Genomic DNA, 15,230 nt, shown 5'->3' with positions numbered 1-15,230 from the left:
TCTTAATTTGCAACAAACCATTTAAGATAATACCATATATTAGTCATCTTGGGAACTATTATTTAGGTTTTCTTGATATTCATCCGCAGCATTTTGCAGATCATCGAACGTGATCAAGCGATAAGGGTATGGATGATTATCCGCAAATTTTTTAATTTTGTCAAAATCGTATTGTGATTTTCCCGGATTATCTAAATCATATATCATAATTACCTGATCCGTATGAGTTAACATAAATTCTTGATAATTTCTTAATTGTTGTGGTGACTGATAAGGCTGCCGGCTGACCGAAGCTGAGAAATCAACGTTCTGTTTTAGTTTGGTCAGCTTTAGCTGGTTATTTTCATTCCAGTTGCCGCCAAAATCCGCAAATGGCAGCATCATTGAAGTTTGAAATTCTCCCGGATAATCCGCTTTTAATTTCTCAGCAGCCGCTAGCGCCCATTGTTCCACACCAAGTTGACCACCTGAAATAATCCAGTCCGTCCCGTTAATGATCGCCTGTCTCAGTTCATTTGTCAACACGTAATCAATGACCTTACGTTTTGGATCATCATCTTTAAAGATTCCCAGTTCGTAACTGCGGTAACCTGTTATCCATAACCGACTCAAGATATCACCCATTCATAAAACATTTTTCATTCACAATCTCAATTGCTATAATATCATTATTAAAACTATTTTAACTGAAATTGCAGTACAATGTACATATTGATGTTAAAAGGGAGTCGGTTTTATGACAATTAGATACCCGGACGGTCATCAATTTCATCGACAGTCTGGCTTTGAGCGTCCCCATAATGATACAATAAACTTTTCGAACCGTGGTATGACGCTGGAAGCTGAGCTAAACGAGAGCAACAAGTATTATTTGAACAAAGAAATTGCGGTCATTCATAAGAAGCCCACCCCAATTCAGATTGTGTCGGTGGACTATCCTAAAAGAAGTGCTGCAAGAATTAAGGAGGCTTATTTTCGAAAGGCATCAACGACCGATTACAACGGTGTTTATAAGGGCCGTTACATCGATTTTGATGCCAAGGAAACCAAAAACAAAACATCTTTTCCTTTAAAAAATTTTCATAAACATCAAGTAGAGCATATGAGAGAATGCTTAAAGCAACAAGGAATCTGTTTTGCCATCATCAAATTTGTCAATGATCAATCCGTTTTCCTGCTTAAGGCAACGGATCTTATCGATTACTGGGATCAGCAGCAAATCGGTGGGCGGAAGTCGATTCCGCGAAAAACAATTGAAAAAATCGGGGTTGCTGTCCCTTATCAAATCAATCCACTTCTTCCCTATTTACGGGCGGTCGATTCGATCATTGAGTAATTACGAAGGAGAAATCTATGTCACAGAATAATCCTAAGAAATCAAGAGCGGATATCAGACGCGGCCGGCAATTTGCCAAAAAGAAAAAGGGCCCGTTTAAACGCTTTATCAAGATTGTACTTAGTTTATTGGTACTTTTATTTTTATTCGGAGCTGGTTTGTTCGCCTATTACGCATCAAGCGCACCCAAAATTACCCGGACAGCACTTTCCAGTGATAATTCAACCAAGATTTATGATGCTGGCGGAAAAGTTATTTCAAGGCTCGGCAGCCAGAATCGAGACTATGTTAAGTCAAACAAAATTCCCGCCACGTTGAAACAGGCGGTGGTTTCAATCGAAGACCGTCGCTTTTACAAACACCATGGTGTCGACCCGATTCGAATCGTTGGCGCTGCCCTTTCCAATTTAACCGGATCTTCATTAGGCATGCAGGGTGGCAGCACACTGACCCAGCAGCTGGTCAAACTATCCGTGTTCTCAACAGCAGCCAGCGATCGAACATTGAAACGAAAGGCTCAGGAAGCCTGGTTGGCCATTCAGGTAGAAAACCATTACTCCAAAGCCCAAATTTTGGAATTTTATATCAACAAAGTTTACATGGGAAACGGTGTTTATGGTATGCAAACGGGCGCGGAATTTTATTACAACAAAACGTTAAATCAACTTACGCTGCCGCAGTTGGCTTTGCTTGCCGGGATGCCACAATCGCCAAAGTACTATAACCCGTATCTTTATCCTAAATACGCAACCGAAAGACGTAATCAGGTTCTAAACGCTATGGTTAAGAATAAGACCATTACATCGGCCCAGGCACAGCGGGCTAAAAATACCAGCGTTAAAAGTGGTTTGACTAAAAACCACACCAAAACAAGTGGCTCAGCTAAAACTTCGCGTTATGTTGACTCTTATTTGAAACAGACTCTGGAAGAGTTAAAAGCCAAGGGTTATAAAGCCAACAGTGGGTTAAAAGTTTATACAAATTTGAATATGAAGGCCCAAAAAAAGCTTTACAATGTTGCAAACAATGATCCAAGCATCGCCTACCCGAATAAACGGTTCCAAGTCGGCGCGACGCTGGTAAATGTCAATAATGGCCAAGTAATGGCTATGCAGGGCAGTCGGAAAACCAAGGTTTCATTTGGCCTTAACCGGGCCGTCCAAACCGGCCGTTCCTCCGGGTCAACCGCAAAACCGATTATGGACTACGGTCCGGCAATTGAGTATCTCAAATACCCAACCTATCAGCCGTAAAAGATACGCCCTATGTCTATCCCGGGACGGATAAAAACGTAATGGACTTTGATGATAAATATCAGGGCACCATCACCATGAGAAAAGCCCTGGTCGAATCCAGAAATATTCCGGCGATCAGGACACTTGAAAATGTTGGCATTTCAAAAGCAACCTCTTTCTTAAAGAAACTGGGAATGCCGTTTAAGAAAACACTCAGCCTTCAAAATGGTATCGGTCTTTATATTTCTTCCGAACAGCTGGCAGCTGCGTACGCTGCTTTTTCGAATGGTGGAACCTACTATAAGCCTTACACAATCAAAAAAATTGTTCAGGCCAATGGTGTCACCAAACGGTTCCATGCGACCGGCAAGCGGGCAATGACACCGGCAACCGCCTTTATGATTACCAACATGCTAAAGGGCGTTATGACGGATGCTAACGGCTCTGGGACAGCCGCAAAGATCTCCGGTCTGTATGAGGCAGGTAAAACTGGAACGACGCAATACCCGGACGATTATTTAAATAAGGTACCGGCGAATTCATCAATGGACGCTTGGTTCTCTGGTTATACCAAGAATTATTCACTGGCAATTTGGACTGGCTATGACCATCAATTCAAAGCCAACTCCTACATTACCCAACCAGAAACCGAAATCTCACAACAGATTTATAAATCGGTAATGAGCTACGTTTCTCAAAATAAGCCGAACTCCGATTGGACGCAGCCTAATGACGTTGTTGCTACAAATCGTGGTGGTACAACCGAATATTATGTTGCCGGTTATCCGGGAACGGTAACTGATAACACAACAACGGCAGCCGGCAGTTATTCAATTGAAAGCAGTTCAAGTTCAAATAACGGTACGGTGGCAACCTCTCCAAGAAGTAACGAGGAATCACGGACTAACGAATCGTCACAATCTGCTTCAACTACCCAACAACCCGGCGGCAGCGGTTCGTCATCGGGAGACGGTTCATCCAGTGGTGACAACACCTCAAGTTCAGCTAGCTCGGCATCATCAGATGCTTCTTCGACAGAAAGTTCATCAACTGGCGGTAATCCTTCCGATTCATCGAATAATCAAAACACTAATTCGCCAGATACAGGGAATAACGATGTTAACGATCAGTAAAACTGCTTAAAAAGCGTTCCAAACCATTATTGGTTTGGAACGCTTTTTTTACAAATTAATGATCCGTTTTTTTCTTTAATAGTCGATTTTCTTAAATCAACGAATGGGATTTTGGGACCATGATACTGGGTCTCCTCATCCATTGTACTGGATTGAACCCGCCGTCGATTATAATCTTCAATTTGCTGAACCGTTTTTAAGTGACGCTTTTCCCAATTCCTTAAAATGCGATCCATGTATTTCAAATTGTAGACCTGACTTAAAACCGCTTCTTTTAAAGCCAATTCAATTATTTTAGGAGAATAATGGTCTAAATCAATCCATTGACTGATTGACTCCATTTCCATCGGCGATAAAGTTCGGCCGAATTCCTTTTCAATAGTTGAAAAAACCGACTGACGCTGCTGCTCACTCACTACTGGAGCCTTCGATACCTGAAAGCCGGCTTCTTCTTGGCTTTCTTCATCTGAATGTTCAGTTTGTTCAAGTAGTGATAGTTTCTCATACAACGGATTAAAATCGTAGGCATCAACCTGTTGCCGATCAACCCGGATTTGCGTAATTTTAGCTAACTTTTTTTGAATCATTTGATGAAAAATTTCAAAAAGCTGTTGTTTACTGTATCCGGTCAGGTCTGCAAGGCTACCAACTTCCGGCATTGGGACTACTAAAGTGTTCCCTTGCTTAATTAAGATATAAAGCAGTAGTTCGTCATTAGACATCCCAATCTTACGATAATTACTCAGCAAAAAATTAGCAACGGTTGTTTGACCGCCCGCAAGTATGTCATGCGTATAACTGTCCAACTAATACTGCCTCCTTATCCCAAAAAATTATGGGTAAATTCGATTCAGCAGCCGTGGGAATGGAATTGCCTCACGGACATGGTCCTCACCTGTAATCCAGGTTAAAGCTCTTTCCAAGCCCAGTCCGAATCCTGAATGCGGGACACTACCATATTTGCGAAGATCCAGGTACCAGGAGTATTCCTTTGGATCCAAGCCGGCTTTGACAATTTGCTCGTACAGGTAATCATAGTCAACGGCCCTTTCAGAACCGCCGATAATCTCACCATAGCCTTCTGGTGCCAGCAAGTCGGCACAGATCACGACATCGTCTCTGGTCGGGTGTGGCTTCATGTAAAAAGGTTTAATGGCCTTTGGATAATTCAAGACAAAGACGGGCTGATCAAATTGATCGGCAAGAAAAGTTTCTTCCGGCGATCCAAAATCAACGCCCCAGTCCAACTTAAAACCGTTTTTCTTTAACAGTTCAATTGCTTCGTCGTAACTGATTCGTGGATACGGTACGATCGTATATTTTTTCAACGTTTCAACATCCCGGCCAAGGGTCTTTAATTCCATCGAACAGTTATCAAGTACCCGTTGAACCAAATAAGCAATATAGCGTTCCTGAATATCCAGACTTTCTTCCTGATGCATAAAGGCCATTTCAGGCTCAATCATCCAAAACTCAATTAAATGACGCCGGGTTTTGGATTTTTCTGCCCGGAAAGTCGGCCCAAATGAGAAAACTTTACCAAAAGCTTCCGCACCAGCCTCTTCGTACAGTTGACCACTTTGAGAAAGATAAGCATCCCGGTCAAAATACGTTGTATGAAAAAGATCGGTTGTTCCTTCGGGGGCACTGCCGGTTAGAATTGGGGCGTCGATCTTAATAAATCCTTCATCAATGAAAAAGTCATAAGTTGCCTTAATAACTTCATTTCGAATGCGCATTACGGCATGGGGCCGACTTGAGCGTAACCATAAGTGACGGTGATCCATCAAGAAATCAATACCGTGTTCCTTGGGCGTAATTGGATAATCGTGTGATTCACTGACAACTTCAATGGTTTCCACTTCAATTTCATAACCGAAATGGGAGCGACTGTCTTCGTGAACAATTCCCGTAATCCACATACTGGTTTCCTGCTTAACCTCTTTGGCAAGCTCAAACGTCTCTGCGGAAACGTTGTTTTTAACAACGACTCCTTGGAAATAAGCGGTACCATCCCGTAGCTGCAGAAAGGCAATCTTCCCGCTTGAGCGTTTATTTGTCAGCCAAACGCCGATTTTTACCTTTTCGTTGACGTATTTTGGGGCGTCAATCATGTTAATTTGTCTCAATGGAAATTCCTCCAGATACTTTTTTCTTTAAATACCGGGTCATAAAAGTATTGATCCGGCTAACCGCAAGTTTTAAGTCCTCCAAACCGGCAGCGTAACTAAGCCGCAAGTAGCCGGGCATTCCAAATGCCCCACCGTCAACAACGGCCACGTGGGCTTCGTTTAACAATAGTTCTACCAGTTGCGAAGACGTTTGTACACCGACAATCTGAATGGCTTCCGCTACATTTGGAAAAAGATAGAAAGCCCCCGCCGGTTTCTGATCAAGCTTAAAGCCGGGGACCTGCTGCAGCAGCGGATAAATTGTATTCAACCGCTGTTCAAAGGCCCGTCGCATTTTTTCAACATCCGTTTGGTCCGATTGAAAAGCCGCAATTGCTGCATACTGGCTAACCGTTGCCGGATTTCCCGTTGAATGCGATAAGATTGCGTTTATTTTGCCGATAATTTCAGGAACCGCGGCAACGTAACCGATCCGCCACCCCGTCATTGAATATGCCTTGGAAACCCCGTTAACCAGAATGGTTGCGTCGGCAATTTCTTGGCCACATTGAATAAGTGAATAGAATTCGGTCTGATTGTAAACCAGTTTGCCGTAAATATCATCTGCAATCAGTAGAATGTGATGATCAACGGCCCATTGACCGATTGCCTGCAGTTCAGATTTGCTGTAGACGGTTCCGGTTGGGTTTTGCGGCGAATTAACTACCAGCAGCTTCGTGCGGTCACTGTAGGCCGCGTCCAAGCTGCGAAGGGTAATCTTAAACTCGGCGTTGGTATCAACCAGAACCGGTCGGCCACCCGCCAATGAAACTTGTTGGCTGTAACTAACCCAGCTTGGCTTGGGCATTAGGACCTCATCACCATCGTCTACCAGGGCCTGCATAATGACGTAAAGTGCCATTTTGGCACCATTGGCAACGCTGATTTGCTCCGGTGCGTAGGTTACACCGTAATCGGCAGCAATTCTGTCGGCAATTGCCTGTTTTAATTCAGGTAACCCGCTGGCCGGTGTATAAAAACTGGTTTTTCCGTGCTGAATGGCTGAAATGGCTGCCTGAGAAATGACTTTGGGAGTCGTAAAATCAGGTTCTCCGATTCCCAGGTTAACAACGTCGATTCCGTCTCTGATCATTGCTTTAGCGCGATTTGAAACACCAACAGTTGCGGAAGGCTTTACATTCATTGCCCGATTTGAGAATTTCATTATTTTGTCCCTTCATAACTTTTGTCTAGATATTTTCAATCAACTTTTTCACGGCACCCGTTTTAAAACTAAGGGTTGCAAAACATAAATTACGATTGCGGTTAACGTAACTGATTTCCCAGTATGGTTTGCCGCCAATCAGCGTTAAACCAACGTTATTGATCTTCCGGGGATTCTTTAACTCCTGAAGTCGGCTTCGAATTGCGGACTCACGCAATCCGGAATTTTGATTAATCACCGTCACCGCACCGCCCTTTTTGGCAACAATAACGTAAACTGCCCGTTTTTTGGCAGTTTTACCGGCTACTGAATAGTAGGTTCGTCCCAGATTGGCTGAGTAAAAATTGGTTACTGACTTGACCCCGGCGTATTTTTTAGCAATCGAAACTGTTTGGCTTCTGGCAGTCGCCATTGGCTTTTCAGCTTGATGGATGATAATAAAGGTTGCAAAGCCTAAAATTAGGATGGCAAGCATAATCAACCACCGCAATTTAACTTTGGGTTCGCGCTTGACTCGCCGTTCTCGCTGCATGACATTTTCCTTCCGAATTAGATTTACGTTGTCCATAACTGATATTCAGTGAAAAGAGCCACCAAATTTTTCAGCAATTTTTCACATACATCGTTTATTATAGCAAATATTTAAGTTTACGGAACGCACCTAGCGCCTGCTTTCAAAAAATTTAACCATGTCTTTAATGCAATCGGCAAGGCTGCCGGTCTTCATTGGAATTTCGTTTTTTAAATTAGTCAAAATAGTTTGGCCATAACGTTTGGTAGTCAGTCGTGGATCCAGAACGAAAATAGTGCCATAGTCGGTTTTGGTCCGCAGGAGCCGCCCCATCCCCTGACGCAGCCGCAGAATTGCTTTTGGCAGCGCCAAACTGTAAAATGGATTTTTCCCCTTACCGCGTTCAATTGCATATAACGCATGATTATACGGGTCTTCCGGCGTGTCAAAGGGCAACTGGGCAATAATCAAGTTCTCCAGCAGGTGGGCCGGAAAGTCTACGCCCTCCCAAAAAACATTGGCCCCGAGTAAAATGGCAGGTTCATTATGAATAAACTGTCTGCTTAACCGGGTGGCTGTTCCATTTACACCCTGAGCCAAAACCAGATGGGTCGCCGTAAATCCATCTTCGGCAAGTATTTGGTGAGTCTGCTCAATGGCTTGTAATGAATTAAACAGGACCAGGGTTTGTCGAGGCGCATTTTGATAAATCTGCTCAATTGCATGGGCAATCAGCTGGAAATGTTCAGCTGAATTGGGTGCAAAATGAGTTTGTGTCGGTGCATCGACCAGAAAAAGGCGGGCTTGATTTTGCGGATCAAAGTCACTTTGGAGTCTTCTAACCGCTGCAGCCTTTCGGTCAATTCCCAACAGGCTAAAAATGAATTGAGATCGCCGTGATGAAAAAATTGTCGCACCGGTAAAAGCTGGCGGCTCAAATGCCGAATAAAGCCGCTGATTTAAATAATCCCTGGTTTTTAAAATTCCCTGATTAATTGAAAAACTGTTGATATCTTTAACATGATTAATCGTTATCCAAACGACTTTTTGATCAATTACCGTTTGATCCATATTTACAATCGCTGTTAAAAATGAAAGCTTGGTCATGAAATCCTCGAAGTCCTCGTATAAATCATAGATACCAAGGTAATCGTGATTTGTAAAGGCATCAGCGTTTCTATCAACTTCAGTGTTCAGCTGAATCAGAATTGCTTCAACTTCGGTTTGGCAATGTTCGAGATTGTTAAACAGCGATCGGTTGGCAGTCGCTATTTTCTTGAGTTCATCTCTTGGAATCAGCCGGGTAAAGAAGTCTGCCTGTTTGTGCAACTGCTTATTATTGACAGTTTGGTCAAAGAGCGTTTGGGTTAATTGTGCTAATAATTTTCGAATTTGTTCCAAAAAGTCGTCCAACCGATCAGCCAGTCGATTTAGCAGCGCATTGTCGGCAAAGGCATCCCGCACTACCGTGATGATTTTCCTGAATATCACCGCGGACTCGATTTACCGCTGAAATAACCGCCAGTGGATTAATCCGCTGCTGGTTGCTTCGAATAGCTGTTTCGGCGAACTGCTGGGTTTCATCAACCAGTAGATACGGTTTTACCGGGAAGTCATGGAAAAACTGCCAATTTTTCAACAGATAGGCATGGTTAACAATAATAAAATCGGCTTGTTGGGCTTTAGCCAGATTATATCTTAAAAAATCCTCATCATAGAACGCCGAGTCGGGATTCAGCCATTTCACGCCGGCGTGTTGAATCTTCCAAACAAATGGGGTTTGTTCAACGTTTAAATGCAGTTCGTCCAAATCACCGGTAGTTGTCATCGTCAGCCAAACCAAAATCTGCGCTTTGATGAAGGCGGTTTGAACAGAATTATCGGCCACAAACAGCAAATGACGAAACTTGTTGAGGTCAATATAATGACTCGCCCCCTTCAAAATAACGCTGTTAACCTGAAATGGCAGGCTTTGATTCAACAGTGGAATTGTCTGCTGCTGGAGCTGAAACTGCAGATAAGTGGTTGCTGTGCTGATGACAACCGGCTTGTGAGCGCTGGCTAAATAACTAAATGGCAGGCAATAGCCCAAACTTTTACCAATTCCCGTCGGGGCTTCGATGACCAAAGGCTTGGCCTGATGATGCTTGGGATCTGCGTAATTGTTGTAAATCATGTTCATCATCTTATTTTGCTCAACCCGGGATTCTAAATGGTCTGGTAAAATTTTTGATTTGGCAGCCCTGGTTTTGGGAAATTTAGCGGCAGTCGGTTTGTCACGGACGTCACTAAATATTGGTTCACGTTTTCGAAGTACCAGTCCGGATGAAAGCTTCAGGTGAACCGGCAGTTTTTCAGCTAACTGTTGGGATCGATTCTCATCATTGGCTTGAATAAATACCTTCATGGTGTCCTGCGGCAATGACGGGTTAATTGTGATAATCTGTTCCAGCGTGCGCCTGGGCAGGGATCGAATCTGCCGAAATAAAACCAGAAGCAGTTTGGCAGTTGCCAGGGCGTCACTATCAGCTGTATGGGGATGATCGTGAACAATGTTAAAATAGGCGCTCAGATCCTGCAGCCGGTAACTGGAAAGCGTCGGCAGCAAAATCTGGCTTAAAGTTACCGTATCGATCGCTTCAATATCCAATTCCGGATAGCCGACTCGTTGAAATTCACGGTTTAGAAATGGGAAATCAAAGTTCACGTTGTGAGCAACAAACACTGTTCCGCTTAAAAGTTTATAAAGCTTGGCGGATACCTGGTCGAAGGTCGGCGCCGTTTCCAGTCGCTGTGGGGTAATCCCCGTTAGCTGCACGATTCGTTCAGGAACCTCGCGCTGTGGGTTGATATCACTAACGTAGGTATCAACTATCCGGCCCTGCGAAACCAGCGCGCAGCTGAATTGAATAATTCGATTGTCGACAGCCATATCTGTTCCGGTGGTTTCAATATCGACAACCGCATAAGTTGTTTTTGAGTTCATAGTTGTTTCACCAAAATCGTTTAATTTTTAAATACGTTTCTTAAAGAATTTACTATTTACTATGGTACTACAGTCAAGATATGTTAGGCTACTAAAAATAAGGATCCTGCAGAACAATGCCATGCCTTGTAGTCTGGGGATTAATTGTTTTGCTTCACACGCTTTCCTAGGACTGCTCCGCTAACCCATAAGCCTGCTTGTAAGGGATTTATTTCAAGAACCCAAACCCGGGGTTCCCGAAATAAACGCCTTACATTCCGGCTTATCCCGGGTTAGCTTCGCACACTGTTTTTAGGACTGCTACTCAAAACAACACCGCTTCATATAAGAGATCGACTTAAAAAATCCAAAACCAGGATTTTCCAAATCGACGTCTTATATTCCGGGTGCTAACCGTTTTGCTTCGCACACGCTATTCTTTATGAATATTTTAAAAAATCAGTAACAATTCTTTCCACGCTTAAATTATGATAAAATTGGACTGTTTGAAAGTGAGCGGATAAAGATTGAAAGAAAAAGCAAAAGCTAAAAGTTACGCAAAAATTATTTGGTTTGGCGAGCACAGCGTGGTTTACGAAAAGCCGGCAATTGCGCTGCCGCTCTACAACGTTGACGTTCATACCAGCATCACGACGAACACCAACGGTCAAACCATCGAATGTCGATATTTTGATGGCCCGGTTAACGAAATGACCGACAATTTAAAAGGGATCCGCGTGCTGATTCATGAATTACTGACAATTTTTAACGCACTGGATTTAAACTTTCATTTAAAAATTGAGAGTAAAATTCCCTCTGAAAGAGGCATGGGCTCTTCTGCCGCCACCGCAGTCGCAATTGTCCGGGTCTTCTTTAACCTGTTTGATGTTCCACTGAGTCGCGATCGATTGTTGAAACTGGCTGACATCGAAGAAAAAATCACCCATGGCAATCCCAGTGGCTTGGATACCGCGACGGCCAGTTCAGAGACGCCGGTTTGGTTTATTCGAAACAGGGTTAACCACCAAATCGCAATTAATTTACCACGACCGTCATTGGTTATTGCTGACAGCGGCATTAAGGCAAAACCGGTGAAGCCGTTTCAATGGTCCACGATCGATTGGTTGACCAGCCGGAATTGGCAACGCTTTAATTGACCAGTTGGGACAGATTGCCGACAAAGCTCGGCTGGCTTTACGTTCTTCAGATGAAGCTTTATTGGGCAAACTCATGACCCAATCCCAATCCAATTTGGCGCAATTAGGCGTCAGCACCAAAACACTGGATTTATTTTGCAAAATCGCCGTTCAACACGGTGCGTTGGGCGCAAAATTAACCGGCAGCGGCTTGGGCGGCTGTATGATTTCAATTGTTGAAAATCAAATTGATGCCCAAAAGGTGGCCACGGCTTTGCGACAAGCCGGCGCCACCCAAACTTGGATCCAGTCTTTTAAAAACTACAAATTTTCAATTGGAGATAGTAATGGCAACCTTGTCAACTAACCCCGTCAGTGCACGGGCACATACCAATATCGCCCTGATCAAGTATTGGGGCAAGCGGGATGAAGAACTAATTATTCCCTACACCAGCAGCTTATCGCTAACCCTTGATCACTTTTATACCGATACAACTGTCCAATTTAAGTCAAACCTGAGTGAGGATCAGATTTTAATTGACGGTCAGCAACCAACCGAGAAAAGTTTTCAGCGGGTTCATCAATTCCTGGGCCTAATTCGTAAACAAGCCGGTTTTGAGATGCCGGCCGTTGTTCAATCGGTAAATCACGTTCCAACAGCGGCAGGATTGGCTTCTTCGGCGTCGGCTTTTGCGGCGCTGGCAGCAGCCGGCAGCAAAGCAGCCGGACTTCAACTAAGCCCCACGGCGCTTTCCAGACTGGCCAGACGGGGTTCGGGTTCCGCGTGTCGGTCAATTTTTGGTGGTTTTGCGGAGTGGCAGCGCGGAGAAGATGATTTGTCTTCCTATGCACGACCACTTTTTCAAGAAAAACTGACAGACATTCGCGTCATTGCCCTAACAGTAGCGCGCGGCCCCAAATCAATTTCCAGTCGTCAAGGTATGAAACTGTCAGTTGACACTTCCCCTTACTATCCGGCATGGGTTAAAACCTGTCAGGCTGATCTTGAACGCTTGAAAGTTGCCATTGATCAAAACGATTTTTCGCAATTTGGCAGAATCAGCGAATTAAACGCGATGCGCATGCACGCCCTAACACTCAGCGCTGATCCGGACTTCACGTATTTTAACAGTCAAACATTGACAATTATGAATTTAGTTAAACAGCTTCGGCACAATGGCGTTGCATGTTACTACACGATTGACGCCGGACCAAACGTTAAAGTTCTTTGTCAACAATCAGCAGTTGCCAAAATCGCCGCAACCTTTTCCAAGGTCCTTGGTGAAAAAAACGTGATTGTCACCAAACCAGGACCGGGCGTTCAATACTTATAATTTTGAAAGGAAATGATCATTTGATAACCGCAAAGGCTCCAGGAAAATTATATATTGCGGGTGAATATGCAGTCGTTGAGACCGGTTACCCGTCCATTATTGTTGCGTTGGATCAATTTGTGACAGTAGAAATTTCTCGGAGCAAGTCCTTTGGAAGCATTGTCTCCAAACAATACCGTGAAGATTCGGTTTTCTGGCGGCGTCAAGGGGATCAAATGATTCTCGATAATCGGGACAATACGTTTAATTACATTATCTCAGCGATTCAACTAACGGAAGAATACGCACAGACGCTTGGTCGACCAATGGCACTTTATGATCTGCGGGTCAATAGTGACTTGGATAGTCCCAACGGCAAGAAGTACGGTTTGGGCTCATCAGCAGCGGTAACCGTCGCTACTGTCAAAGCGCTTTGCGAATTTTACAAAATCCCATTAACCAAAAGTAAACTATTTAAATTATCGGCAATCGCCCACTTACACGTCCAAGGGAACGGTTCACTGGGCGATATTGCAGCCAGCGTTTACGGTGGTTGGATTGCATATCAATCTTTTGACCGTGATTGGCTGCAGGCAGCTCGTCGGCAGCAGCCATTGACTGAATTGGTTGACCAGGCTTGGCCGGACTTAACCATTACCCAGCTGACACCGCCGGAGAATCTCCGGTTGATTATTGGCTGGACGGGGTCACCGGCTTCTACTTCCCACCTGGTTGACAGGGTGGCGATTTCAAAAAGCCGGCAACTCGAGACCTACAATCAATTCCTAAAAGAGAGCAAAAAATGTCTAAACGAACTGATTGAAGGTTTTAAAGCCGGTAGTTTGGCAGCAATTCAAGCCGGAATTCAAAAAAACCGGGAAATTTTACGCCATTTAGCCGAGTTTTCAAAAGTTCAGATTGAAACGCCAACGCTAAAAAAGATGTGTGATATTGCTGTTGCTCATTCAGCCGCGGCCAAGTCTTCAGGTGCCGGCGGCGGTGATTGTGGGATTGTCGTAATCGATAAAGCCCAAGACATTCAGGCAATGATTGATCGATGGAAAGAAAATGGCATTACCAGGTTATCGCTGCGGGTTCATCCCGTTATCGATCTTGCCAAGGAGCAGATAAAATGATTTCGAAACATTCACATCGAAAAGACGAACATCTTTCATTAGCCGAAAAATTCTATCGGCAGACCGGGGCCTTTGACGGGCTCCGGTTTGTTCATCAAAGTGTTCCTAAATACAATTTAGCCGACATTGATTTGACGACAGCAATTGGCCCGTTAACGATGAAGTTGCCCTTTTATATCGAGGCAATTTCTGGTGGCAGCCCCAAAACAGCTCAGATTAACCAAAAGCTGGCTATGATCGCAAAACAAACCGGCTTAGCCATGGCAGTCGGCTCCCAGAGTGTTGCTTTGAGTGATCCGACGTTGGCTCCCAGCTTTAAAATTGTTCGTCAAGTCAATCCAAACGGCTTAATCTTTGCAAATATCGGTGCCAATCAATCATTGACCGCCGCTCAGCAGGCAATTGAAATGATTGGTGCCGACGCCTTGGAAGTCCACGTAAATCCAACCCAGGAATTAATTATGCCGGAGGGTGACCGTCAATTTCAATTTCTTGAAAATATCAGCCAAATGACTGCCCAACTTTCCGTGCCGGTTATTGTCAAGGAAGTTGGCTTTGGTATGAGTCGGGAAACAATTCAGCAGTTAATCGATTTGGGTGTCGCCTACATTAATGTCAGTGGCCATGGTGGCACTAATTTTGCTGAAATTGAAAATTTTCGCCGACGGGATAAAGCCATGGACTATCTGAAAGATTGGGGATTGACAACGCCCGAATCCTTATTGGAAAGCCGTTCGTTTCAAGACCGGCTGACGGTGTTGGCATCCGGTGGCGTTAAGTCACCTCTTGATATCGCCAAGTGTTTGGCATTGGGCGCAAAAGCTGTCGGGATTGCCGGTGAGTTTCTGCATCTGGCGATCCATCAAGATATTGAGACAATTATTCAGACCGTTCAGCAGTGGCAGTATGGTCTAAAAACCATTATGATGATGACCAACTCCCAAAATCTGTTAGAACTTCGGCAGCGGAAATTAATTTTATCTACTGATCTGTTAGCTTACTTAAACCAGCGTCATTTAACCTATTAACTACCTCAAAGCCAAGCGCGCCAACTTGGCTTTTTGTCTACCGTAAGAATTGACGTCATCTCCAAAAAGTAATTTGGAAATGACGCCAATCAAACAAACCG

Annotated in this window: 13 protein-coding genes and 1 pseudogene; 7 read left to right on the top strand and 7 right to left on the bottom strand. The window is 44.1% G+C overall.

Annotated elements, in window-relative coordinates:
• Window positions 1–39 precede the first annotated feature (39 nt).
• Window positions 40–612 carry an SLOG family protein gene (locus JCM14108_RS01355; protein ID WP_191978518.1) on the bottom strand — a complete coding sequence of 191 codons (573 nt, stop codon included), beginning with the start codon at window positions 610–612 and terminating at the stop codon, window positions 40–42.
• A gap of 124 nt (window positions 613–736) precedes the next feature.
• Here JCM14108_RS01355 and recU point away from each other — a divergent pair, with 124 nt between their 5' ends.
• Together recU and JCM14108_RS01345 are read left to right on the top strand one after the other, a co-directional pair.
• On the top strand, window positions 737–1,336 hold the full coding sequence (gene recU, locus JCM14108_RS01350) for a Holliday junction resolvase RecU (protein WP_035177686.1): 600 nt from the start codon (window positions 737–739) through the stop codon (window positions 1,334–1,336).
• A gap of 17 nt (window positions 1,337–1,353) precedes the next feature.
• Window positions 1,354–3,704 (top strand): annotated as a pseudogene (locus JCM14108_RS01345) (PBP1A family penicillin-binding protein).
• A 26-nt stretch (window positions 3,705–3,730) separates the two neighbouring features.
• Here the strand turns inward: JCM14108_RS01345 and JCM14108_RS01340 are convergent.
• The 6 genes from JCM14108_RS01340 to JCM14108_RS14990 form a co-directional block, all read right to left on the bottom strand.
• Window positions 3,731–4,510, bottom strand: coding sequence for a DnaD domain-containing protein (locus tag JCM14108_RS01340; RefSeq protein ID WP_051995951.1), 780 nt, complete (start codon window positions 4,508–4,510; stop codon window positions 3,731–3,733).
• Between the two features lie 27 nt (window positions 4,511–4,537).
• Window positions 4,538–5,818 carry an asparagine--tRNA ligase gene (gene asnS / locus JCM14108_RS01335; RefSeq protein WP_035177856.1) on the bottom strand — a complete coding sequence of 427 codons (1,281 nt, stop codon included), beginning with the start codon at window positions 5,816–5,818 and terminating at the stop codon, window positions 4,538–4,540.
• Between the two features lies 1 nt (window position 5,819).
• Entirely contained in the window at window positions 5,820–7,040 is a 1,221-nt protein-coding gene (locus JCM14108_RS01330) for a pyridoxal phosphate-dependent aminotransferase (protein ID WP_035177683.1), read from the bottom strand.
• A gap of 25 nt (window positions 7,041–7,065) precedes the next feature.
• The gene (locus tag JCM14108_RS01325) at window positions 7,066–7,572 is read right to left on the bottom strand and encodes a cell wall elongation regulator TseB-like domain-containing protein (RefSeq protein ID WP_035177681.1); all 507 of its coding nucleotides are present in this window, start codon (window positions 7,570–7,572) and stop codon (window positions 7,066–7,068) included.
• 129 nt (window positions 7,573–7,701) lie between these two features.
• Window positions 7,702–9,015 (bottom strand): ATP-dependent DNA helicase, encoded by a 1,314-nt coding sequence (locus tag JCM14108_RS14995; RefSeq protein WP_237745675.1) that lies wholly within the window; start codon window positions 9,013–9,015, stop codon window positions 7,702–7,704.
• A complete protein-coding gene (locus tag JCM14108_RS14990) occupies window positions 8,969–10,537 on the bottom strand; it encodes an exonuclease domain-containing protein (RefSeq protein WP_237745674.1) in 1,569 nt (522 codons plus the stop codon). The genes JCM14108_RS14995 and JCM14108_RS14990 overlap by 47 nt, the downstream gene beginning before the upstream one ends.
• A 506-nt stretch (window positions 10,538–11,043) precedes the next feature.
• Here JCM14108_RS14990 and JCM14108_RS14985 point away from each other — a divergent pair.
• The 5 genes from JCM14108_RS14985 to fni are packed head-to-tail and all read left to right on the top strand — an operon-like array spanning window position 11,044 to window position 15,129.
• Window positions 11,044–11,673 (top strand): mevalonate kinase family protein, encoded by a 630-nt coding sequence (locus JCM14108_RS14985; protein ID WP_237745673.1) that lies wholly within the window; start codon window positions 11,044–11,046, stop codon window positions 11,671–11,673.
• 4 nt (window positions 11,674–11,677) lie between these two features.
• A complete protein-coding gene (locus JCM14108_RS14980) occupies window positions 11,678–12,019 on the top strand; it encodes a mevalonate kinase family protein (RefSeq protein WP_237745672.1) in 342 nt (113 codons plus the stop codon).
• Window positions 12,000–12,986, top strand: a complete 987-nt coding sequence (gene mvaD, locus JCM14108_RS01310; RefSeq protein ID WP_035177678.1) for a diphosphomevalonate decarboxylase — start codon at window positions 12,000–12,002, stop codon at window positions 12,984–12,986. The genes JCM14108_RS14980 and mvaD overlap by 20 nt, the downstream gene beginning before the upstream one ends.
• 20 nt (window positions 12,987–13,006) lie before the next feature.
• Entirely contained in the window at window positions 13,007–14,101 is a 1,095-nt protein-coding gene (locus JCM14108_RS01305) for a phosphomevalonate kinase (protein WP_035177676.1), read from the top strand.
• Complete coding sequence (gene fni, locus JCM14108_RS01300; RefSeq protein ID WP_035177673.1) at window positions 14,098–15,129, top strand: type 2 isopentenyl-diphosphate Delta-isomerase; 1,032 nt, start codon at window positions 14,098–14,100, stop codon at window positions 15,127–15,129. Before JCM14108_RS01305 ends, fni begins: the two co-directional genes overlap by 4 nt.
• The last annotated feature ends 101 nt before the right edge of the window (window positions 15,130–15,230 follow it).

Source organism: Lentilactobacillus farraginis DSM 18382 = JCM 14108 (assembly GCF_000583655.1).
Lineage (GTDB): Bacteria > Bacillota > Bacilli > Lactobacillales > Lactobacillaceae > Lentilactobacillus > Lentilactobacillus farraginis.
This window is presented reverse-complemented; position numbering and strand designations above follow the sequence as displayed.

What these genes read in the sequence shown, in the direction of transcription:
- recU (WP_035177686.1), top strand. Translation starts at nt 737, where the DNA reads ATGACAATTAGATACCCGGACGGTCATCAATTTCATCGACAGTCTGGC.
- JCM14108_RS01330 (WP_035177683.1), bottom strand. Translation starts at nt 7,040, where the DNA reads ATGAAATTCTCAAATCGGGCAATGAATGTAAAGCCTTCCGCAACTGTT.
- fni (WP_035177673.1), top strand. Translation starts at nt 14,098, where the DNA reads ATGATTTCGAAACATTCACATCGAAAAGACGAACATCTTTCATTAGCC.
- mvaD (WP_035177678.1), top strand. Translation starts at nt 12,000, where the DNA reads ATGGCAACCTTGTCAACTAACCCCGTCAGTGCACGGGCACATACCAAT.
- asnS (WP_035177856.1), bottom strand. Translation starts at nt 5,818, where the DNA reads ATGATTGACGCCCCAAAATACGTCAACGAAAAGGTAAAAATCGGCGTT.
- JCM14108_RS01325 (WP_035177681.1), bottom strand. Translation starts at nt 7,572, where the DNA reads ATGCAGCGAGAACGGCGAGTCAAGCGCGAACCCAAAGTTAAATTGCGG.
- JCM14108_RS14990 (WP_237745674.1), bottom strand. Translation starts at nt 10,537, where the DNA reads ATGAACTCAAAAACAACTTATGCGGTTGTCGATATTGAAACCACCGGA.